We start from the raw sequence: 21,209 nt of genomic DNA on the forward strand, positions 1-21,209 counted from the left end.
GTAATTTATCATAAGTTGTCGGAAAGCATGGCGATAAAGCAAAAAAACAATGGCGCAGGCCATCACTTTATTTACGATGATGAATGCATCAGTAATGTGAACCCTGAGATGTTCGATGCCACCCACTGGCAGCGCAGTGGCAATATAACGGGTCAGGCTGCTGGCCGCGGAACCACATTGTTTATCCGCCATCATGATAACCACTGGGTACTGCGCCATTACCGCCGGGGCGGCCTGATTGGCAAGCTGATCAACGATGCGTACCTGTATTCTGGTGTCGACCATACCCGGTCATTCCGCGAATTCTCGTTGCTACACGGCATGCGTGAGGATGAGCTTGCTGTGCCTGCGCCGGTAGCGGCCTACGTTAAACGCCGTGGGCTGTTCTATCAGGCCGATATTATTACCCGCATCATCCCGCAAAGCCGCGATGTGCATGCCATGTTGTGTCAGGGCCCGCTGACGGACAATGACTGGCAGCGCATTGGCATGGCTATCGCCGACCTGCAGCATCATCAGGTATATCACCACGATTTAAATATCCGCAATATCATGATGGATACCCAGGGCAAGGTATGGATAATCGATTTTGACCGCTGTTACCGGCGTGCGGGAGAGGCCTGGAAACAGACGCCACTGAACCGACTGCAGCGTTCACTGAACAAAGAAAAAGACCGCGAGCCGCACTTTCACTGGCAGCCTTCCGACTGGCAGACGCTGCTGGATGGTTATCACAGCAAAGCGCCCTGAGCCTTTGGCTTAGCGTTGCTGATGGTTGTGGCTAAACGCGGTGTTGACCTCGCACCTGGCTGTGAGCCTGAGCGTCGATAGACTTATTCGCACTTTTCTTAAGTGTTGCCGGCCATGATAATCCGGTGATTTTCCGATCCCAGACATTGAATCCCCTGTGAATTACCGATACTGTTTGCAAAAAATTGCAGATAATCCGATTACCTCATGCACACACGAGCCCTGTACCCCGGCACCTTCGATCCGATTACCAATGGCCATGCCGACCTTATTGAGCGCGCCTCGCACATGTTTTCTCATGTGATTGTGGCTATCGCGTCTAACCCCAGTAAGAAGCCTCTGTTTACGCTGGACGAGCGAGTGGAGCTGATAAAAAAGGTGACGGCACATCTGAAAAATGTGGAAGTGGTGGGATTTACCGGGTTACTGGCTGACTTTGCCGATCAACAGAATGCCACTATCCTTATTCGGGGTCTGCGCGCCGTGTCTGACTTTGAGTACGAGTTTCAGCTGGCCAACATGAACCGCCGTCTAAACCCGAAACTGGAGAGTGTTTTTCTGACCCCTGCCGAGGAAAACTCGTTTATTTCCTCGACGCTGGTGAAAGAAGTGGCCATGCACCGGGGCAACGTTAGCGGGTTTTGTCACGAAGAGGTGGAAAAGGCACTGGCTGACCGGTTTCATCAGGACAAGCAGCAGCCCTGATTTCGCGTTATAACCTCGTACCTTAGTTCTCGCTGGGTGGCGACAGACGCATTTGCATCTCTTTTACCGCTGGCAGGCGGTACAAAAATAGGTATTGCGCTGGCCGATAACTTTGCTTTTTACTGTTCCTTCACAGCGCATACAGGGTTCGCCAGCGCGGCCATACACCGTTAGCTGCTGGGCAAAGTAACCCGGCTTGCCATCGCTTTGGGTAAAGTCCTTTAAGGTTGTACCGCCCTGCTCTATCGCCTTAGCCAGTACGGCTTTTATGCACTCAGCCAGTAACACATAACGTTTACGGCTTACCCGCCCTGCTGCGCGGCGCGGATCGATACCAGCCATAAACAGCGCTTCGCTGGCGTAGATATTGCCCACGCCTACCACTACCGGATTATCCATGATGAACGACTTTACCGGCATTTGCCGGGACCGCGACTTCTGAAACAGATGTTCACCGTCAAAGGCGTCGGTTAACGGCTCAGGACCGAGGTTTGCGAGCTGACTTAAGGTTTCCTCGGGGCGTTGCCACAGGCAGGCACCAAAGCGCCGGGGGTCATTCAGGCGCAGGCAGCGGCCGGAGCCCAGCACAATATCCAGATGATCATGTTTTACCGGCGGTGTATCTGCATCAATGACTCGCAGCTTACCGGACATGCCCAAATGCAGCACAATACTGCCCGGTGCTGTATCAATCAGCAGGTACTTTGCACGACGGCGCACCGCAACAATCGTTTCACCGAGCGCCTGCTCAATGTCATGGGGGATTGGCCAGCGCAGACGACGCTCACGCACGATAAGGTGATCAACACGCTGATCCACCAGCCAGGGAGCGATCCCTAAGCGGCTGACTTCAACTTCCGGTAGTTCTGGCATATTACTCCTCTACAGGCTGCCACCAGGGCAGAAGTTCATGCAATGAGGCCTGCTGAAGGCGGTACCAGCTGCCTCTGAATTTAACCAGCAGGATGTCGCTCTTTTGATAGAGGGCAAGCACCCGGCCCTGCGTTTGGCCCGCCAGCCAGATAACCACAATTTGCGCCTCATCCTGATTTATTTCATCTGGCGCGCTCACAGGTGCCAGCACCGCCTGTCGCCAGGCAGTCAATTGCGCATTGGGGGTAACGTTCAGCCTGTCTGATGTCTGCGTAACCTGACGCCATTGCTGGCCGGCCTTTTCCAGAGAATTGCCGTTATGCTCAATTCGCAGCACATAATCGTCACTGCCAATAACCTGCAGCGCCTGTCGGCTGTCGGGTGAAGGAAGAAAACTATCGAGGTTAAATAGTGCAATCATTGCCAGCATGGCAAAGATAACCACGTTATTCATGGTGCGGGTGGAAAAGCGGGCCACAAATACCTCTCAGTGTCTGTTTTGGGAGGCGGCTATACCAGCTGGTCGCGGTTATGCCGTGACGCCAGATAAGGCAATACGAACCGGACTATGCTGCAGCAACCTTTGTTTAATCAGCCCTAGATTAACACACAAAAAACCCGGCGCTAGCCGGGTTTTCGTGGAGACAAAAGCAAGTGTTATTTACTTGATTTTTGCCTCTTTAAACATAACGTGCTTACGAACGACGGGATCAAACTTTTTGATCTCCATTTTGCCAGGCATATTACGCTTGTTTTTATCAGTGGTGTAGAAGAATCCAGTACCTGCTGAAGAAACTAATTTAATTTTATCACGCATGTTAGGCTTCCTTAGATTTTCTCACCACGGGCACGCATATCAGTCAGAACTGAATCGATACCCTTCTTGTCGATAATACGCATGCCTTTCGCAGACAGACGCAGTTTAACGAAACGATTTTCACTCTCTACCCAAAAACGGTGAGATTGAAGGTTTGGCAAAAAGCGACGACGGGTCGCGTTTCTTGCGTGCGAACGGTTATTACCAACCGTAGGACGCTTACCTGTTACTTGACATACTTTTGACATTGTATTTGTCTCCGGAACAACGATAACTGTCGCGCCAATCGATCCCACCACTCAATTAGTCACCGGGCTCAAATGACGTATAACCATAAATTAGAGGGCGCATTTTATACAGCAATCGTTGCCGCTTTTCAATAAAAAAGATAAAAACTGTGGGTTTTTAGCCCAATTTTTCTAAACCAAAGGGCGTTTGCGTCATTCTATGCAATTTTGTATGGGCTCTGATGGCATTGTTTTCGCTGCGCGCTTGCGCTGTCGCGTACCCGCGGGCATGGTCTAAGTGCACACACACGGCAGAGTACCGAATTTGTCTGGCTTTAATACCCTGATTGAACAGTCGCTCGCCAAACTCACGATCTTCACCGCCATACTGCATACGTTCATCAAATCCATTCGCAGCAATGATATCACACCGCCAGCCTGATGCATTGTGACCATTCCAGGTTGCTTTGGCTGGCGTTACGGCATTTAGTGCTCTGGCCCACCAGCCTGAAGCCGTTAACTTCATGGTTTTATGCGTTTTCTTCAGTCCATGGGACAGTAGCCATTCAAGATTAAAGGCATTGCCGTTGGCAATGTCAGAACGGGTGATTAGTTTGCTGGTTTGCATGGGCAGTTTAAAGTAGCCACCTGACAGGATATAACCGGGTGCTCGATAATGCAGGTGGGTTGCAACGAAATCTGAACGACAGATACAGTCGCCATCGGTAAATATCAGATAGTCACCGCTGCTTTGTTTTATCGCTTTATTCAGGATGCGGGTTTTCTGAAAGCCATCGTCAGGCTGCCAGACATGCGTTACGTGACGACCGCTCTGTTTTATAAACTGTGTAATGCGCGCTCTGGTTTCCTCACCAGATCCATCATCGGCAACCACAATTTCAAAATCCTGAACGCTCTGGTAGTACAACCCCCATAAGGTTTTTTCTAACCAGTCAGGCGAATTATAGGTAGTAAATATAACCGATACGCTCACTTAACCCTCTATGCCCTGCGTGCTTTACATTATGATGCCGCCACATGCTGGCATCATAAGCTGCTAGTGCTCAGCAACTGTGTCAGTGAGAAAACGATAACGGTTGAATGTGACAAAGAAGTGAACACACCGGGCGATTCATCACTGCCTTATCTGTTAAAGTGCGCTTTGATACACTCATTTTTTGAATGCCAATTGCTCCGGACGCTTTAAGGACAAGGTAATGCGTTTTCTTTTTTATATTTCGCAAAATTACTCCATAGATATTCTTCGGCCCCTGCAGGCGGTAATGCAGGAAGAAGGACATGAAGTGTGCTGGTTTATTGAGGGCGAGGCGGTTAACCGCAGCGCTCTGGATGCCGGCGAAACACTGCTGCCATCTGTGAAGGCTGTCATTGCGTTTAATCCGGACGCGACCTATTTGCCTGGCAATGTTGTACCGGCATTCATTCCAGGCCTGAAAGTCCAGGTTTTTCACGGGTTTGAGTGGAAAAAGAAAGGCCATTTTCGGATCCGGGACTGTTTTGACCTGTACTGCACACAGGGCCCGTTTTTTACCGAAAAATTTCTGCATCTTCGCGCTCAGCATCCGCATTTTACGGTCGCTGAAACCGGCTGGCCGAAACTGGACCCCTTGTTTACTTCGCCGCCCGCTGACACACCATCAGAAATGCCTGAGATCCTGTACGCGCCGACCTTTTCGCCCAGCCTGACGTCCGCTGACGCGCTGCTCGACACCATACAAACACTGAGTCGTAGTATGCCGTGGAAGTGGACCATAAAGTTTCATCCGAAGATGGATCCGGCTGTTGTTGCGCGCTACCAGGCGGCAGAAAACGACAAACTGAGCGTGTCCGGTGCGCCATCAATTCTACCGCTATTACAACGCTGCGATGTTATGGTGTCAGACACCTCCTCGGCGATCACCGAATTTCTGCTGCAACAAAAGCCCGTTGTAACCTTTAATAATGCACAGCCGGAGCCCGTACTGATTAACATTACGCAGCCCGCGCAGCTACAAGATGCAGTGGCACAGGCCCTTGCTGACGACGACGTTAAGAAGCAGAACATTGCTGAGTACGCCAGACAAATGCACCCGTACACCGATGGTCAGTCATCGCAACGGGTACTGGCCGCGACGCTTGATGAGCTGGCACACTTTCCGCGCCCGGAAAACCGTGCCAAACCGCGAAACTGGTTACGCAACTTAAAGCTACGTAAACGCCTGAGTTACTGGAAGTAAAACCGTTTTCTAACTGAGCAGTCCGCGCTGAGCCAGCGACACCACATGCACATCGCCGACAATAAAGTGATCGAGCACGCTCACATCTATCATGGCCAGTGCAGCAGTGACATCTCTGGTCAACCGAATGTCCGCATCACTGGGCTCCGCCACCCCCGACGGATGGTTATGCACCAAAATCACGGCCGCCGCCTTATCGGCAATTACCTGTCTTACCAGCTCGCGGGGATACACCGCCGCACTGTTTATGGTGCCGCTGAACATAATACGAAAGGCAATTAACTGATGCTGGCTGTCGAGAAGAAGCATGCCAAATTTCTCTTCCGAACAGTCTTTAAGCTGGGCACTGATGTAGCGTTTGGCATCACCGGCACAGCTCATCACATCGTTACGCCGCAGCGGCGTTTCAAGATGGCGGCGGATAATTTCAAACGCCGCCTGTAACTGCGCATAACGTGTCGCGCCGATTCCCCGCACGCTCAGAAACTCGTCCTGAGTTGAGGTGACAACCGCAGAAAGCGAACCCAATGCACGGATCATATCGTGCGCCAGCGTCAGCGCACAGCGCCCTGACTGGCCGGTGCCAAGTAACACAGCCAGCAGTTCTGCATCGGTCAGCGCATGACCGCCACGAGCAAGCAGTTTTTCTCTTGGTCTGTCCTTTACCGGCCAGGTATTCAGTGCGTTCATCCATATCATCCTTTAGATTGTTGGCCCCATGGCGCTACGCCAGGACGCCATGTTTCTGTGCTGGAAGCTGGCGGGCTGCCAGCATCAGCACCTTCACTATACGTACTTTGCCGTTCCCGTCGCCACTGACGTGCGCTAAGTGCCACCCGCACAGGTCTGCGTAAGCCACCACCAAGTTATAATCGCCAGCAGCTTTTAATTCGACTGGTCTCAGTACTAGTTTTTCCCGGTAACACCGGTGAGTCACCGTCACCACCTACCGATAGATGCGCCTTCGTGATAGGCTAACGCTATTGTTGTCGCTTACTTGCCGGACTATGACGCTAGCCAATAAGAAGATCTTACTCGGCATTACAGGGGGCATTGCCGCCTATAAAACGCCGGACCTGGTCAGAAAACTTACCGCTCAGGGCGCTGAAGTACGTGTTGTACTAACACAGTCGGCGGCTGAATTTGTCAGCCCGCTGTCGTTGCAGGCCGTATCTGGCAATCCTGTCCACCAGCATTTACTGGATCCCGATGCAGAGGCTGCTATGGGCCATATAGAGCTGGCAAAGTGGGCAGATATTCTGTTGATCGCCCCGGCAACCGCCAACTGTATGGCGAAGCTGGCCAATGGCCTGGCTGATGACTTATTAAGCACCCTGTTTCTGGCAACCACTGCAAAGGTATTTGTGGCGCCGGCCATGAATCAGCAGATGTGGAAAGCCGCCGCAACGCAGCGTAATCTTTCAACCCTTCACTGGATGGGCGTGACCCTGCTGGGGCCCGATAGTGGCGAACAGGCCTGCGGTGATATAGGTGCCGGCCGCATGCTGGATCCTCTGGATATTGTCGGGCAACTGACGACGTCTTCTGCCGCCGGGCAGTTCGCTGGTAAACATATTGTGATCACGGCTGGTCCCACCCGGGAGGCGCTGGATCCGGTGCGCTACATTTCCAATCACAGTTCCGGAAAAATGGGTTTTGCAATCGCCGAAGCGGCACGTGCAGCAGGGGCCAGTGTAACCCTTATTGCTGGCCCGGTGACGCTGCCAACTCCGGCGGGGTGCACGCGTGTAGACGTGCTAAGCGCCAAAGATATGCACGAAGCCTGTATGGCAGCTGTTGGCGATGCGGATATTTTTATTGCGACGGCAGCGGTTGCCGATTACAGGGCGCAGGATGTGCAAAGCCAGAAGATTAAAAAATCAAATGATGAGTTAACGCTTACTTTTGTTAAAAACCCTGATATTCTTGCATCAGTGTCGGCTCTTTCGTCTGGTCCGTTTACGGTAGGCTTCGCGGCTGAAAGCACGAATGTCGCCGACTATGCCAGAGATAAACTTAAACGAAAAAATCTGGATATGATTGCTGCTAATGACATTACCGCGTCGGGTCTTGGCTTTAACAGTGATAACAATGCGCTTCATGTTTTCTGGGCACAGGGCGATAAACAATTATCTGCCAAACCAAAAAAAGACCTGGCCACAGAACTGTTGGGTATTGTTCTTGAGCGTTACCAATATAAAAACAATAACGCCTGAATGTAAGGTGTGTGGCGCGTTGCTGTCTACTGCGTATCTGTGAATTCAGGACAAGCGGGCGTCTGTCGCAACACCTGCAAAAAATAAAAAAATAACGACATAACAACACTTTGTACACTATGGCGAAAGCCAATTTAACATGGAATACGGGCAACAGGCCCGGTAGCGGAGGAATGCTCTCGTTATGCCTGCTGTAAAAAAAACCAATCGCCGCGCGCAAATTCTTCAGGCGCTGGCCGGAATGCTGGAAACCAGTCCCGGACAACGCATTACGACAGCTAAGCTTGCTGAAAAAGTTGGCGTTTCTGAGGCGGCGCTTTACCGGCACTTTCCCAGTAAAGCGCGCATGTTTGAAGGGCTCATTGAGTTCATTGAAGAAACCCTGTTCACACGCATCAATAAGATTGTTAACGAGGAAAAGGATGCAGCAGCACGCTGTCACCTGATCCTGCATCTTATTCTGGGCTTTGCTGAAAAAAATCCGGGCATCACCCGTATCTTAAACGGCGACGCACTGATGGGGGAACAGGAACGCCTGCGCGCCCGCATCGCTAAACTGTTTGAGCGTCTGGAAACGCAGTTAAAACAGGTATTGAGAGAACGAAAGCTCCGTGAAGGCAAGACCCTGGCAGCAGATGAAGGGGTTATCGCCAATATGATGATTTGCTATACCGATGGCCGAATTAATCTGTTCATCCGCTCTGGCTTCACCCGCAAGCCGACCGAACAGTTCAATGATCACTGGCAGGTGTTTAAACAGAGCTTTTTATAATGCCTGTTAAGAAGCGGACGTGTCCGTCTCTGCCAGGAAGGCAGACAACGCGTCCTGCTTCAACAGCCGGCGGGTAAGCGCATTAACGTGCGTCTCGTTGACGTTTTGAGCGGCCTTTGGGATCACATAGTGCTGATGCAAAAAGTTCAGAAAGCCGCGTTTTAACTCGCTGTCAGTGGCGGTATCGGTGGGATTACTCAGTGCATCTTTCAGTTCCTGCTCGTTCGTAATGCCTAATGTCACACCAGGGACGCCATAACACGCTTCACCAAGCACCATCACTGGCTTGTTTAGCAATAATGATTCAATTCCCACCGTGGAATTAATGGTCATCACGGCCTGGGCTTTCTCAATCAATTGCTGAGTGGCGCACTGATTCGCAAACAACACCCGCGGGTGGCGCCCATGAAGATGATCATGGCGTATCGACTCTGACGGGTGCTCCTTGATAACAATATGCAGGTCAGGGTCGTCAAGCGCATCCAAAGCATTACATAAATAGGCGTGCAATTGAGCCATCGACTTTATCCAGGCCGAATTGCAGATGATCTGACTGTCTGTTTCTACCTGAAAAGGGACAAATATATAGCGCTTCGGTAATTCTGTTTCATTGATACCTCTGGCTTTGCTGGTTTTTGCTGCGCGAGGCAATAAGTCCGTCGGCAACTGCTTGTCCTGTCGGTCAAACTGACGATAAAACTCCGGGTCCTTTGGCAGGCTATTGCGACAATTTACGCCCTGCCAGTCACAGGTTGTCGTATCAGGCAGCAAGCCATTTTCAAAGTAAACCACAGACTTTTCCAGCAGCCAGGCCGCTTTGGCAATACCGACACTGGGCATCTTCTGGCCATTCCACACACCCACCACATCGCAGTCACGGGCATGGATCAGTCCGCAGTACTTCACAATCTGCAGTCGCATGATAAAACGCACCCAGCAAGCCGACAGTGCAGCAAATGGCTGGCGCGTCAGAAATGGCAGTTTTTTTCGCTTTTTGGCCAGATGCATTTGCACATCATGATCCAGGTCAAGCGTTTTTACATCCCGCCAGAAACGAAAAAAAGCAGGCCTGATCATGGCGCGTGTAACACTCACCACATCTACCTGCAGGTCGGTATGACGGCGGAAATAATTGAAATAACGAATATGCGAGCCGCCTCGGGCCATGAGTAAAAATGATGGTTGCTGCTTGTCTGCCAACGTGTTCACCCAGATACAGTTATTGCGCAATGTGATAGTCAGAACCCTGTATGTGAAATCAGTTCAACGTAGCCTGACACACGTTGACACAATCTATTGCAGGGTAGCAGGCAGCGCAGTGGCGCTGCCTGAAAAGCACAAAAAGGCGTTAAGTTACTGACCGAAAGTATCGCCGAAGAAGTCGCCTTCATTCCATTGCGAACGTTCTTCCTGATTAGCCAGTGTCCAGCCTATCTGGGCATTTACGTTAGTGAAGGTCCGTGCGGCCTCCCAGTTAAAGTCCTGATTGATATCGTCGCTAGGCTTATGATAGTGCGTCGACAGGAACTCACCAAACACCTTGCTGCCATCTACCTCTGGATCTTTGGAGGTCAGTCCGGGCACCAGAAATACGGCTGGCACACCCTGCTTCACAAATGCATAGTGATCTGAGCGGGTGAACAGTGCCTGGGCTGGCCAGGGATCCGGACTCAGGCTGATGCCAGCATTAGATGCGGCCTGCTCTACCGAGCCCTTCATGTCACTGTGCGCAGCGCCAAAGGCAATCACATCAGCAAACTCATAGGTCAGAATAGGCATGTCGAGATTCACATTGGCCACCATAGACTCAATAGGCACTGTGGGGTTGTGAGCAAAATAGTCGGCCCCCAGCAGGCCTTTTTCTTCCCCTGTTACTGAGACAAACAAAATAGACCGACGCGGCTTTTTGTCCATTTCACTGAACAGACGTGCGGTTTCCAGCATAACAGCGGTACCAGACGCATTGTCCATAGCACCGTTATTGATGTTGTCTTTTTTCACGGTTTTAGCGAAGCCGATATGATCAGAGTGTGCAGAAAACACCACGTGCTGATCTTTCAGTTCAGGATCGCTGCCCTCGAGCCTGGCCACCACATTAGGGCTGGTGATGGTTGAATGCGTGCTTTTTTTGCTGAGTGATACCTTACCCGGAAGCGCGAAGCCTTTCGGTACTTCGTCATTTTCGAGCATGGCATACAGCGCATCCAGCTCCATGTCTGCGCCTTTAAACAGCGTTTCTGCTGCGCCCTTACTTAAATACGCGCCGCCTTTCAGCTGCGGATGTGCATTCGCAGGCGTGCCATCATCTTTTAGCCAGGCCATCCGCGGTGTGTGAATGTAGCTAAGACGACTCTGGTACGGGCGAACCTGCTCATTTTTTGGCGTCGTAATGGTGATCATACCAATGGCACCATTGTCTACTGCGTACTGTTTCTTCTGCGAGCCCGACGCGAAATGTGCGCCTTCCTCAGACGGGAATGAGGCGGGCTTGCCGGCCAGTGTCACAACTATTTTACCGTCGACGTCCATGCCTTCATAGTCGTCGTGGTCAAGCTCGTCGGCGGTAATACCATAACCGACAAACACCATTTCTCCGCTCACGCTGGACGACTCATTTAACAGGCTGGGGCCTGCCAGATACTGCTTTGGATAGCTAAAGGCAATTTGCTCGCCGTCACGTTCCAAAGTGAACGCTGGCGATTCCTGATCAAGCAGCGACTTTCTGAAGCTCACTTTTTGCATGTAGCCATCGGTGCCAGCCGGCGTAAGACCGTATTTTTCAAATTCGGTCGCAATATACAGCGCCGCAATGTCGTGACCACGGGAGCCTGTTTCACGTCCTTCCAGCAGATCATCAGCCAGAAAGAAGAGATGCGACTTAATGCGCTGTGTATCAGGCTCGGGCGCAAATGTGTGTCCGTGCTGCTCATCCTGATGGGCAGTCGCACTAAAAGTCAGCGCAGCCATAGCTGCGCCAGATAACCATTGTTTCAACGTCATCGGGTATACCTGTAATTGTTTAATCCCGCACATAGTACCGCACGCCTTATTGAGAACCAATTTTACTGCGATATACCCTCAATATTGTCGATAAAATGACCGTTCTGCGCTTTGCAAGTCGTAACAGGTACGGTGTAAAATTGCGCTTTGTTCACCTGTCAGAGCATTGAAAGAAATGAGCAGTACCGACCCTATCTATCGCGTTCAGTTCGTCAGTAATGGCGAGCATTACGAACTTTATGTACGTCACCTGACACAGGCCAACCTGTTCGGCTTTATTGAAATTGGCGATTTTGTCTGGGATTCTCATACCGGCGTTGTGGTTGACCCCAGCCATGAAAAACTAAAAACCGAATTCGCTGGCGTGACATCGACCTATGTTCCAATGCACAATGTGCTGAGGATTGATGCGGTAAAAAAACAGGGCAGTGCAAAAATTTCTACGCTATCCGACAAAGTCACCGCGTTTCCAAATCCAATTTATACGCCCAAAAAATAACAATGCGGGGTCACCGCCCTGCTCCCGGAGACCCTATGGTTAAGTTAGCCTCTATTTTTGCTTTGCTGATGCTCATCGCTTCATTGAGCGTCAGTGCGCAAACCCGCAATAACAATGACGATGCGCTTTACTCCCTGCTGGATGACATCTGGCAGTATGAACTGAGTGTGTCGCCTATGCTGGCCTCGCGCGAGGGACTAACGTCACATAACAGCGTCCTGCCGGACATTTCACCAGAAGCGCTAAAACGTCAGCACCAGCAGTGGCAGGCGTTCGCTGACAAGCTGGCTGACTTTGATGATAAAGCGCTGTCTACCGACGCCACCATCTCGTTGCTGATGCAGCGCTACCGGCTGAATAATTACATCGATAATTATCGGTTTAAGACATACCTTGTGCCCATTAATTCTGAGTATGGCTTTCACGCCTCGATGGCGTCGCTGCCTAAGATTGTATCGTTTAGGGATGCGCAGGATTACCGCGATTATTTAAGCCGACTGACGGCCTTGTCTGCGTATTTTGAACAGCAGATGGCCTACATGCGTGAAGCCATAGATGTCGGTTACACGCAGCCAAAGGTGGTGCTGGAGGGATTTGAAGACTCTGTAACACCTTACATCAGTGAATTGCCGTCAGAGAGCCCGTTCTACCGTCCGTTTGATTCTTTTCCTGCCCATATCACAGAGGCGCAGCAACGCACTTTGCAGGAAGACGCCAAAAGCGTTATTACTGAGCATGTTACGCCCAGCTACCAGGCCTTTTATGACTTTCTGGTCGAAGAATATATCCCGTCGGCCAGAACCGATATTGCCGCGACCAACTGGCCACAGGGTGAGGCGTTTTATCGTAACCGGGTAAAACATTACACCACCACTGATATGACACCGCAGCAGATCCATGATCTGGGCTTGTCAGAAGTCGCGCGGATCCGTAAACAAATGCAGCAAATCATCAATGAGCTGGAGTTTGACGGTGACATTGACGCGTTCATTCATTTTTTGCGTACCGATCCGCAGTTCTATGCAGACACACCCGAAGAATTACTGAAAGAAGCCGCGTTTATTGCCAAGAAGATGGATGCCCGGCTACCTCAGCTGTTCGAGCACCTGCCCCGTACACCTTATGGCGTCGCGCCCGTGCCTGAAAGCATTGCCCCTAAATATACGACCGGTCGGTATATTCACCCATCACGTGATGATCAGCCTGGCTATTACTGGGTTAACACCTACGCGCTGGATAAGCGCCCCTTGTATGCCCTGCCCGCACTGACACTGCATGAAGCGGTCCCAGGCCATCATTTACAAATATCGCTGGCCGCAGAGCTTGAAGACCTGCCCAAAGTCAGACAGAACACTTATATTTCGGCGTTTGGGGAAGGCTGGGGACTGTACAGTGAGTTTCTGGGAATAGAAGCAGGCATGTATGAAGATCCTTACGATGACTTTGGCCGTCTTAGCTATGAAATGTGGCGCGCCTGTCGTCTGGTGGTAGATACCGGCATGCACAGTTTTGGCTGGACGCGGCGTCAGGCCCTTGATTATATGCTGAAAAACACTGCGCTCTCAGAGCACAATGTTACCACGGAGATCGACAGATATATCTCCTGGCCAGCCCAGGCATTGTCTTACAAGATTGGTGAAATAAAAATTAAGGCATTACGCGAGAAAGCCGAAAACGCTCTGGGCAAGGACTTTGATGTAAGGCAGTTTCATCGCGCTGTTCTGGCCCATGGCTCCGTTCCACTGTTTATTCTTGAACAGCAAATCGATAACTATATTCAGCGTACAAAAGGAAATGAGGGAGCATGATTGCGTTTAGCATCATCGGTGTATTGTCGTTAGTCCTTATTTATTTTGTGCTGCGCTTTCAGAATGCCCAGCGCGAACTCATTTTGACACGTACCAATGCCAGAGTATCCGCCAAGCGGGCTACAAATGCGTACCGTTATATCATGGCGCTGGCCAGTGAACAGCAACACGAATTGTTATCCAAACTGGAATCTGCCAACACCAGTGGTTTGATAAAAACCACTGACTATCAACGCCTGCAGGTATTATTTAGTCATTTCAGTACTATCGTCATGTTCTGTAGTGAGAAAGATGCCACTGTTGAGGAGGCGATTAATTCGGCCCTCAAAAAAGAAGAGATAAACCTGCTGGATGTGCGCGAAGTGATAAAAAATATGCCCAACGATGTGCGCATGAGCTGGTCCAGGAATAGCTGTGAGTCATTTATTGCTGCCTGTGTAGCCATGACCCGCACTTTTACGGGCCGGGCTGAAAAAAGCGAGGAAAAAGACGTACAGCCTGGCAGTTAGGGAAGCCTGTGTCTGGCGCTTGAAATACAGCCGACACACACTATAATACTGTATACATGTACAGTATTATAGTGTTATGTCTGATCTCTCTCTAATCGACAATCATCCCCATATCTGGCGTGCCGGACAGCGGCAGGCATCACAACTGCGCCTGTCTACGCAACACCCGGCATTAGACGAGGCACTTAGTGGTGGACTCATTGCTGATGGCGCGGTCAGAATAGTCAGTCAGACAGGGATTGGTGAACTGAGTATGCTGACATCCGTTCTGGCTCAGTTTCGCGAGCATAAGCTATGTGTGTTTATTAACCCGCCAGGAATACTTCAGCCCGCCTGGCTGGCGTCTGCCAGTATCCAGTCTGAGCGGGTGTACCAGGTTGCCCCGACAGATAACGACGCCGCTTTATGGGCCGCAGAACAATGTCTGAAAAGCAGCGCCTGCCATTGCGTCTTAGTATGGTCGCACAGTATTTCTCCTAAACAGGCGCGTCGTTTGCAGGTAGCAGCATCACATAATAACGCTCTGGTGGTGTTGTATATGCCGCCACGCTGTCGCAGAGTGAGCTTACCTGTCAGCCAGGATTTGTCTCTGCAACCCGCCCAAGGGGGATTATCGGTAAATATTATTAAACAGGCACAAGGCTGGCCGGTTGAGGATGTGTTTGTAAGCCTGGCGCATGTCCCTGATAACCAGCCGATTACCAGAGCCATGGCGCTTACAGGTTCAGCTGACAGCAAAATGACGCATGCAGGCTGAATCATGCTGTGGGCCTACATAGACTTTACTGCGCTGATCCTCGATCACGCCTGTATTGAGCAACAAAACGCACCTACTGCAGTTATCGTCTATGACGACACCCATAATCAGGTTGTGCAAGTTAATGAGCAGGCAGCTAACGCGGGGATCTCAATAGGAGCGGGGATGGCACAGGCAGCCGCCCTGTGTGCCAATATTACTGTACTTCCCTTTGATTCGGTGCGGCAGCGGGGCTATCTCCAGACACTGGCTACTCATGTTTATCAGGTCGCATCAGACATTGTTCTGTATGACAGCGGAGCGATGGCAGTGCGACTTGATAACCTTGCGCAGTATTACGGATGTATAACTGCCGCCTGGCAGACTGTTCAAACCCTGCTGGAGAAACGCAACGTACAGTTTCAGTTTGGTAGTGGCTGGAGCCCACTCACCGCGAAGCTACTGGCAAAAGCCCGGCTGAATAAATTGCTGACTTGCCACCGGCAAATCCTGTCAGCCATTAAACGCTGTGAGATCGGTCACAGCGATCTGAGCGATAAGGATGTAGCGATGTTTACGCGTCTGGGGGTGCACAGCATTGCTGACATACTTACCTTACCCGTCAGTGAGCTGGGCAGACGTTTCAAGAACGAAACCTTAATCTATTTAAATGAATTACGTGGCGAAACCTACCCAAACGTTGCTTACTTTCGGCCCGAAGAGTATTGCCACCTTCATACTGAGCCTGCATATGAAATTAGCGATGGGCCGCGCTGTCGCCCCTGGCTGTGCAGGCTGCTTGAAGACCTTGAGATTTTTTTACGGGTACGAAACCTGGTCGCATCCAGTATAAAGCTACAGGTACACTACCGTGACGCAGCCCCCGACATGTATACCATTTCTTCGTCAACGCCGATTGCCCGTTACCGTGACTGGCTGACTCTGACGGATGTATGGCTTGAAACGCTCACACTCACCGCGCCCATGACTGCGCTGACATTAGACTGTGATGAACTGGAAACAATAACAGCAGATAACCAGGATTTTTTCAGTAACCGGCATCAGTATTTTGCCGGCCAACAGCTATTGAGCCGATTACGCACACGCCTTGGCAATCAGGCAGTCTGGCAACCCCGTATAGCCGACGATCACCGTATTAACCATCCGTCATGCCACACTGAGTCTGCATCAGCACGTGCTGAAGATAGCATTTATCCGGCCCTGTGTATGCCAGAGCCGGGAGTGCATACTGACGAGGGCAGGATTATATTCGGTCCCGTCCGTATCCAGACCGGCTGGTGGGACAGCGCGGGGGTCAAGCGTGATTACTTCATCCTTGAATCAGCCCAGGGCAGCTACCTGCAAATCTTTCGTGACAGTCAGCAGCGCTGGTTTGTACACGGTTATTATTGCTAACAGTATGTACAGCGAACTGATCTGCCAAAGTGTTTTTAGTTTCCAGACCGGGGCCTCTACGCCTGAAGAACTGGTGACAACCGCCGCGTTTCTTGGCTATCCGGCCCTTGCCCTGACCGACGAATGTTCGGTAGCTGGTGTGGTTCGCGCACACGCTGAAATACAGCGACAGCGACTCCCTGTACAACTTATCATTGGCAGTCTTTTTCACTTTTCCAGGTCTTTATCACTGGTTCTGCTATGCCCTGATAAAGCCGCCTATGCAGAGTTATGCCGGCTTATTACTAACGCCCGGCGCCGATCTCCTAAAGGCGAATACGCGCTGGCAGAATGGGACTTACTTTCACTTAAGCATTGTCTGATCTTATGGCTGCCTTCAACAAATACCGAAGCCTGCCAGCACTGGGGGCAGTGGTTTGCCAGGCATCATGCCAGCCGAACCTATATTGCGGCGCAACGCTGGCTGGATGGCCAGGATCATCACCGTTATAACACCTATATGCAGTTATCAGAGCAGTATAGCTTTCCTGTTGTCGCAGCCAACTGGGCGCTGTTTCATCATCATGACCGTTTGCCTGTTCAGCATGTGCTGCATGCGATAAAGCAGCACACTACCGTCAGCCAGCTTGGCAGAACGGCATTGTCGAACGCTGAACGCACCCTGCATCCTGTTAGTAAACTCAGTAAGCTTTACCCACAGAAATGGCTGGCTCAGACGCAGGAAATTGTCAGTCAGTGTGATTTTTCACTGAACGAGCTGAAATACCAGTATCCGGCAGAGCTGGTTCCTGCCGGGTATACGGCGACAAGTTACTTACGACAGTGTGTTGAAAAGGGCATTCAACGCCGCTTTCCTGAAGGGCTTCCCACATCGATACGACAAATCATTGAAAAAGAGCTGACCTTGATTGAGGAGCAGCAGTACGAGTATTTCTTTCTTACCCTGTACGACATTGTTCAGTTTGCACGCGCAAAGGGCATTTTGTATCAGGGCCGTGGCTCAGCGGCGAATTCCGTCGTGTGTTACTGCCTGGAAATCACCGCCGTAGATCCACGTCAGATAAATGTCCTGTTCGAACGTTTTATTTCCAAAGAACGGGATGAGCCGCCAGATATTGATGTGGATTTTGAGCACAACCGGCGCGAAGAGGTTATCCAGTATATATACAGCAAGTACGGGCGCGAGCGCACAGCACTGGCAGCGACGGTAATCTGCTACCGGTTTAAATCTGCCTTTCGCGATGTTGGCAAAGCACTGGGGTTTGCTGAGTCTCAGCTTGATTACATTATAAAGCAGGTAAACCGGCGCGACCGGGCACTAAGCTGGCAGGCACAGATCCTTGAGCATGGCCTTGATGGCGAAAGCCGAAAAGTAAAGCAGCTGATTGCGCTCACTGAGTCGGTACTGGGCTTTCCCCGACACTTATCACAGCACGTAGGTGGCTTTGTGATCTCAAGTGGCCCGCTGTATGACCTTGTGCCAGTAGAAAATGCATCGATGGAGGATCGCACTGTTATTCAGTGGGACAAAGATGATCTGGAAAGCCTGGGTCTGCTGAAAGTGGATGTGTTGGCGCTGGGCATGCTGACGGCTATTCAAAAGACCTTCAGGCTTATCCGTGAGCACTATGGTCTGTCGGTAGATATTCCTGCTATTAACCGCTTTGGTGATGATCCTCAGGTTTTCGATATGATCTGCAAAGCAGATACGGTAGGCGTGTTTCAGATTGAATCCCGAGCTCAAATGTCCATGCTGCCGCGCTTAAAGCCACGCAGTTATTATGATCTGGTAGTACAAATCGCGATTGTCAGACCCGGACCTATTCAGGGTGATATGGTTCATCCTTACCTGTTACGCAGACACGGTCAGATGCCCGTTGACTACCCCTCTGAAGAGGTAAAGTCTGTTTTGTCACGCACGCTGGGTGTACCAATATTTCAGGAACAGGTTATTCAGCTGGCTATGGTCGCGGCTAATTTTTCCGGTGGCGAGGCCGATCAGCTGCGTCGCGCTATGGCCAGCTGGAAAAAAGACGGCCGTATCTATGAGTTCCGGGATAAGTTAATTGATGGCATGGTAAAAAACGGCTATCAGGCCAGCTTCGCTGATGCATTATTTGAGCAAATTAAAGGTTTTGGTGGCTATGGTTTTCCTGAGTCCCATTCCGCTTCTTTCGCCGTGCTCGCTTATGTGTCGAGCTGGTTGAAGTACTATTTTCCCGAAGCGTTTTGCGTGGCCTTACTGAACAGCTGGCCAATGGGCTTCTATACTCCGGCGCAACTCACACAGGATGCAAAACGCCATGGTATTCATTTTCACGCCCCGTGCGTTAATAATTCAACGGTTGAACACAGGCTTGTGGAAGAAAATGGCCATTTCAGTATTCAGCTTGGGCTGCGTCTGATTAAAGGGCTGACTCAGGACGCTGCTGCTCATATCGTGTCCCACAGGCCTGTGCGCGGGTATGCCAGTATAAATGATATCAAACGTCTACAGCTGGAAGGTAATCAGCTTGAAGCGCTGGCCAGTGCGGATGCCCTCAGGGCGTTGAGTCAGCACCGGTACGACGCGCGCTGGAAAATTATGGACAATCAGACCAGTTTACCGCTGTTTAGTCATATAGAAGAGCACGACACCACACTGGCTGCGCCCAGTGTTTATCAGGAAATGATTGAAGATTATGTCTCCACATCTCTGAGTGTCGACAGACACCCGGTTTCTCTGCTTAAAGACGCCGGCAAACTCGACGGCATTACCCTGTCCAGTGACCTTGCTGCATGCAGTAATAAATCGCTGGTTAAAGTAATAGGATGTGTTACCGGCAGACAAGCGCCTGGTACAGCCTCGGGCGTGACCTTTATTACACTGGAAGATCACACCGGTAACACCAACGTCGTGGTCTGGCAGGCAACGGCGCGTGCTCAGCAAAAAGCCTACCTGCGCGCATCTTTATTACAGGTTAACGGGATAATAGAAAAATCACCGGAAGGCGTAATTCATGTTATCGCAGGAAAGTTAATTGATAAGAGTCACTTAGTAGCTGAACTCGCTGTCCCTTCACGAGACTTCCATTAATCATACTAAAAGCGCGTTTACACAGGTATTTGCTTAGGCTATTTTAAGTACGTAGTAAGCGGAGCATCCATTTTATGCACTCAGTACTGATTGCCGCATTAATCCTTTTAGTTAGCTCGGTTGTACGTGCAGATAGCTATATTATTGGTGCCCAGAACATACAGTATTATCCGCATTATGACTTCGGCTCTGAAGTTGATAAAGGCTACGCGTGGGCCGTACTTGAAGCATTTGCTCAGCATTCGGGTCATGAATTTATTTACCTTGCTATGCCCATAAGACGTCTGCAAATGGAGTTACTTAAAGGTAATGTTGACTTCGTCTACCCTGACAACCCAACCTGGTATAACCAAATTGTACCTGCAAGTGAAAAGGCATTTTCACAGCCACTCACCCGTGCCTTAGGGGGCACGATCGTAAAAGCTGATGCGGTCGGGCGTGATATCGACGCGATACGCAGACTCGCCATGCCGCTTGGATTTACACCAGTTAACTGGCAGACACGCATCGATAATTATCAGACAGAAATTACCACAGTTACCGATACACCTATTTCTCTAAAACTGCTCACCCGCAACCGGGTCGACGCTATCAACCTTGAATACCACGTTGCCCAATATTTGTCTGCTACGACACCCAACGTCGATAATGTCACGCTTGATGTTCAGTTACCGCACTCCGATATCGGATTTCGCCTGGCAACTATCAGGCACAACGATCTTATAGACGAGCTTGACGACTTTCTGACAAACAACCAGCCTCTCATTAGTGAGATTAGAACGCGCTACGGTATTCAACAGCCTCAACAGGTTTTGGAACAATTAGCACAGCAGCAGTCACAAACAGCGACTCTTAATTCTGCGAACTAGCTTCAATTATTCTGCACTTCCGCTTATATGGTTAATTTGTTCGCCTTAAATGTGTCCGAATGCATCGACTCAATGTCCGAGGGGTTAGGGGTCTCTGTGTGAGTGTGCGAAGCTATGCTGCGCTTATACGAAAAAAGCCCACTCGAACGAGTGGGCTTTTTCGTGTAATAGGACTGCTTCGCAGCGAGACATGGCGGATGTGCTAGCTCACATGGGGCTTGAGCCCGCACTCGGGTGAAGAACGGTGAGCGTAGCGAGCGAGGGGTGCCAGTGGCACGCCGACAAACTGGTATGGAACCAGTTTGAACAGCTTTAGCTGGCCTGCGTAAGCAGGTGAACCACAAGGAAGTGGTGAATAAAGTGATGAACGCGAGCACAGGACGTGCGAGCTGGTCGATGCTTCAGGGATGGGTTGATACACCAGACCTTTTGCAGTGCCAGCCGCTTAAATGTTCACGATGGGTTAGGTTTCGCTATGCGGGAGTAGCACGTCAGTGCTTTCTGAGGGAAATTGCTTCACAACGAGAACTATCCGGTAGCTTCGATAAGTACCGTGATTATACGGCCTCCAGATGTCAACAGCAACTGAAAACTGATCCACTTTTCCTCGTTGCAACAATTGAATTTTGATCCACCTATTGTTCCTGTTTTGAAGGAGCAGTCAGAAGGCCTGCTTTACGTTTTTCTTTCAAGCGATAG

20 protein-coding genes are annotated in these 21,209 nt (G+C 50.6%); 12 read left to right on the plus strand and 8 right to left on the minus strand.

The genetic code is table 11. The features are described from left to right. Nucleotides 1–27 precede the first annotated feature (27 nt). Nucleotides 28–750, plus strand: coding sequence for a 3-deoxy-D-manno-octulosonic acid kinase (locus tag IE054_RS09495; protein WP_189405704.1), 723 nt, complete (start codon nt 28–30; stop codon nt 748–750). Nucleotides 751–957: 207 nt separating this feature from the next. After that, nucleotides 958–1,455: a pantetheine-phosphate adenylyltransferase gene (gene coaD / locus IE054_RS09500; RefSeq protein WP_189405706.1), complete on the plus strand. Its 498-nt coding sequence runs from the start codon at nt 958–960 to the stop codon at nt 1,453–1,455. A gap of 63 nt (nt 1,456–1,518) precedes the next feature. Here coaD and mutM read toward each other — a convergent pair whose 3' ends face one another. The 5 genes from mutM to IE054_RS09525 form a co-directional block, all read right to left on the minus strand. Then, on the minus strand, nt 1,519–2,328 hold the full coding sequence (gene mutM / locus IE054_RS09505) for a bifunctional DNA-formamidopyrimidine glycosylase/DNA-(apurinic or apyrimidinic site) lyase (RefSeq protein WP_189405708.1): 810 nt from the start codon (nt 2,326–2,328) through the stop codon (nt 1,519–1,521). Nucleotide 2,329: 1 nt separating this feature from the next. Continuing rightward, nucleotides 2,330–2,806 (minus strand): hypothetical protein, encoded by a 477-nt coding sequence (locus IE054_RS09510; RefSeq protein ID WP_189405710.1) that lies wholly within the window; start codon nt 2,804–2,806, stop codon nt 2,330–2,332. Nucleotides 2,807–2,989: 183 nt separating this feature from the next. Continuing rightward, nucleotides 2,990–3,145 carry a 50S ribosomal protein L33 gene (gene rpmG, locus IE054_RS09515; protein ID WP_013786148.1) on the minus strand — a complete coding sequence of 52 codons (156 nt, stop codon included), beginning with the start codon at nt 3,143–3,145 and terminating at the stop codon, nt 2,990–2,992. An 11-nt stretch (nt 3,146–3,156) separates the two neighbouring features. Then, complete coding sequence (rpmB, locus tag IE054_RS09520; RefSeq protein ID WP_189405712.1) at nt 3,157–3,393, minus strand: 50S ribosomal protein L28; 237 nt, start codon at nt 3,391–3,393, stop codon at nt 3,157–3,159. 157 nt (nt 3,394–3,550) lie between these two features. After that, the gene (locus IE054_RS09525) at nt 3,551–4,366 is read right to left on the minus strand and encodes a glycosyltransferase family 2 protein (protein ID WP_189405714.1); all 816 of its coding nucleotides are present in this window, start codon (nt 4,364–4,366) and stop codon (nt 3,551–3,553) included. 223 nt (nt 4,367–4,589) lie between these two features. Here IE054_RS09525 and IE054_RS09530 point away from each other — a divergent pair, with 223 nt between their 5' ends. Beyond that, on the plus strand, nt 4,590–5,609 hold the full coding sequence (locus IE054_RS09530; protein ID WP_189405716.1) for a CDP-glycerol glycerophosphotransferase family protein: 1,020 nt from the start codon (nt 4,590–4,592) through the stop codon (nt 5,607–5,609). A gap of 9 nt (nt 5,610–5,618) precedes the next feature. Here the strand turns inward: IE054_RS09530 and radC are convergent, their stop codons facing one another. Continuing rightward, entirely contained in the window at nt 5,619–6,299 is a 681-nt protein-coding gene (gene radC / locus IE054_RS09535; protein ID WP_189405718.1) for a RadC family protein, read from the minus strand. A gap of 317 nt (nt 6,300–6,616) precedes the next feature. On the opposite strand from radC, the gene coaBC reads away from it, so the two are divergent. Both coaBC and slmA read left to right on the plus strand, forming a co-directional pair. Continuing rightward, nucleotides 6,617–7,825: a bifunctional phosphopantothenoylcysteine decarboxylase/phosphopantothenate--cysteine ligase CoaBC gene (coaBC, locus tag IE054_RS09540; RefSeq protein WP_189405720.1), complete on the plus strand. Its 1,209-nt coding sequence runs from the start codon at nt 6,617–6,619 to the stop codon at nt 7,823–7,825. 184 nt (nt 7,826–8,009) lie between these two features. Next, nucleotides 8,010–8,597: a nucleoid occlusion factor SlmA gene (slmA, locus tag IE054_RS09545; RefSeq protein WP_189405728.1), complete on the plus strand. Its 588-nt coding sequence runs from the start codon at nt 8,010–8,012 to the stop codon at nt 8,595–8,597. A gap of 6 nt (nt 8,598–8,603) precedes the next feature. Here the strand turns inward: slmA and IE054_RS09550 are convergent, their stop codons facing one another. Beyond that, complete coding sequence (locus tag IE054_RS09550) at nt 8,604–9,806, minus strand: capsular polysaccharide export protein, LipB/KpsS family (RefSeq protein ID WP_189405730.1); 1,203 nt, start codon at nt 9,804–9,806, stop codon at nt 8,604–8,606. A gap of 144 nt (nt 9,807–9,950) precedes the next feature. Beyond that, nucleotides 9,951–10,643 carry a M28 family peptidase gene (locus tag IE054_RS17975; RefSeq protein WP_373293867.1) on the minus strand — a complete coding sequence of 231 codons (693 nt, stop codon included), beginning with the start codon at nt 10,641–10,643 and terminating at the stop codon, nt 9,951–9,953. A gap of 1,129 nt (nt 10,644–11,772) precedes the next feature. Here IE054_RS17975 and IE054_RS09560 point away from each other — a divergent pair. The 7 genes from IE054_RS09560 (at nt 11,773) to IE054_RS09590 (ending at nt 20,510) form a co-directional block, all read left to right on the plus strand. Next, nucleotides 11,773–12,096: a DUF1820 family protein gene (locus tag IE054_RS09560; RefSeq protein ID WP_189405735.1), complete on the plus strand. Its 324-nt coding sequence runs from the start codon at nt 11,773–11,775 to the stop codon at nt 12,094–12,096. Between the two features lie 35 nt (nt 12,097–12,131). After that, on the plus strand, nt 12,132–13,904 hold the full coding sequence (locus tag IE054_RS09565) for a DUF885 domain-containing protein (protein ID WP_189405737.1): 1,773 nt from the start codon (nt 12,132–12,134) through the stop codon (nt 13,902–13,904). Continuing rightward, nucleotides 13,901–14,413: a hypothetical protein gene (locus IE054_RS09570; protein WP_189405739.1), complete on the plus strand. Its 513-nt coding sequence runs from the start codon at nt 13,901–13,903 to the stop codon at nt 14,411–14,413. Before IE054_RS09565 ends, IE054_RS09570 begins: the two co-directional genes overlap by 4 nt. Before the next feature lie 76 nt (nt 14,414–14,489). After that, the gene (gene imuA, locus IE054_RS09575) at nt 14,490–15,170 is read left to right on the plus strand and encodes a translesion DNA synthesis-associated protein ImuA (RefSeq protein ID WP_189405741.1); all 681 of its coding nucleotides are present in this window, start codon (nt 14,490–14,492) and stop codon (nt 15,168–15,170) included. Nucleotides 15,171–15,173: 3 nt separating this feature from the next. Further along, entirely contained in the window at nt 15,174–16,565 is a 1,392-nt protein-coding gene (locus IE054_RS09580; protein ID WP_189405744.1) for a Y-family DNA polymerase, read from the plus strand. Nucleotides 16,566–16,569: 4 nt separating this feature from the next. After that, nucleotides 16,570–19,641, plus strand: coding sequence for an error-prone DNA polymerase (locus tag IE054_RS09585; RefSeq protein ID WP_189405817.1), 3,072 nt, complete (start codon nt 16,570–16,572; stop codon nt 19,639–19,641). Between the two features lie 74 nt (nt 19,642–19,715). Further along, on the plus strand, nt 19,716–20,510 hold the full coding sequence (locus IE054_RS09590) for a transporter substrate-binding domain-containing protein (protein ID WP_189405746.1): 795 nt from the start codon (nt 19,716–19,718) through the stop codon (nt 20,508–20,510). Nucleotides 20,511–21,209: the final 699 nt, after the last annotated feature.

The organism is Alteromonas halophila, from assembly GCF_014651815.1.
Lineage (GTDB): Bacteria > Pseudomonadota > Gammaproteobacteria > Enterobacterales > Alteromonadaceae > Alteromonas > Alteromonas halophila.

Excerpts from the sequence above, each read along its gene's own strand:
- IE054_RS09495 (WP_189405704.1), top strand. The coding sequence starts at position 28 with ATGGCGATAAAGCAAAAAAACAATGGCGCAGGCCATCACTTTATTTAC.
- coaD (WP_189405706.1), top strand. The coding sequence starts at position 958 with ATGCACACACGAGCCCTGTACCCCGGCACCTTCGATCCGATTACCAAT.
- mutM (WP_189405708.1), bottom strand. The coding sequence starts at position 2,328 with ATGCCAGAACTACCGGAAGTTGAAGTCAGCCGCTTAGGGATCGCTCCC.
- rpmG (WP_013786148.1), bottom strand. The coding sequence starts at position 3,145 with ATGCGTGATAAAATTAAATTAGTTTCTTCAGCAGGTACTGGATTCTTC.
- rpmB (WP_189405712.1), bottom strand. The coding sequence starts at position 3,393 with ATGTCAAAAGTATGTCAAGTAACAGGTAAGCGTCCTACGGTTGGTAAT.
- IE054_RS09530 (WP_189405716.1), top strand. The coding sequence starts at position 4,590 with ATGCGTTTTCTTTTTTATATTTCGCAAAATTACTCCATAGATATTCTT.
- radC (WP_189405718.1), bottom strand. The coding sequence starts at position 6,299 with ATGAACGCACTGAATACCTGGCCGGTAAAGGACAGACCAAGAGAAAAA.
- coaBC (WP_189405720.1), top strand. The coding sequence starts at position 6,617 with ATGACGCTAGCCAATAAGAAGATCTTACTCGGCATTACAGGGGGCATT.
- slmA (WP_189405728.1), top strand. The coding sequence starts at position 8,010 with ATGCCTGCTGTAAAAAAAACCAATCGCCGCGCGCAAATTCTTCAGGCG.
- IE054_RS09560 (WP_189405735.1), top strand. The coding sequence starts at position 11,773 with ATGAGCAGTACCGACCCTATCTATCGCGTTCAGTTCGTCAGTAATGGC.
- IE054_RS09565 (WP_189405737.1), top strand. The coding sequence starts at position 12,132 with ATGGTTAAGTTAGCCTCTATTTTTGCTTTGCTGATGCTCATCGCTTCA.
- IE054_RS09570 (WP_189405739.1), top strand. The coding sequence starts at position 13,901 with ATGATTGCGTTTAGCATCATCGGTGTATTGTCGTTAGTCCTTATTTAT.
- imuA (WP_189405741.1), top strand. The coding sequence starts at position 14,490 with ATGTCTGATCTCTCTCTAATCGACAATCATCCCCATATCTGGCGTGCC.
- IE054_RS09580 (WP_189405744.1), top strand. The coding sequence starts at position 15,174 with ATGCTGTGGGCCTACATAGACTTTACTGCGCTGATCCTCGATCACGCC.
- IE054_RS09585 (WP_189405817.1), top strand. The coding sequence starts at position 16,570 with ATGTACAGCGAACTGATCTGCCAAAGTGTTTTTAGTTTCCAGACCGGG.
- IE054_RS09590 (WP_189405746.1), top strand. The coding sequence starts at position 19,716 with ATGCACTCAGTACTGATTGCCGCATTAATCCTTTTAGTTAGCTCGGTT.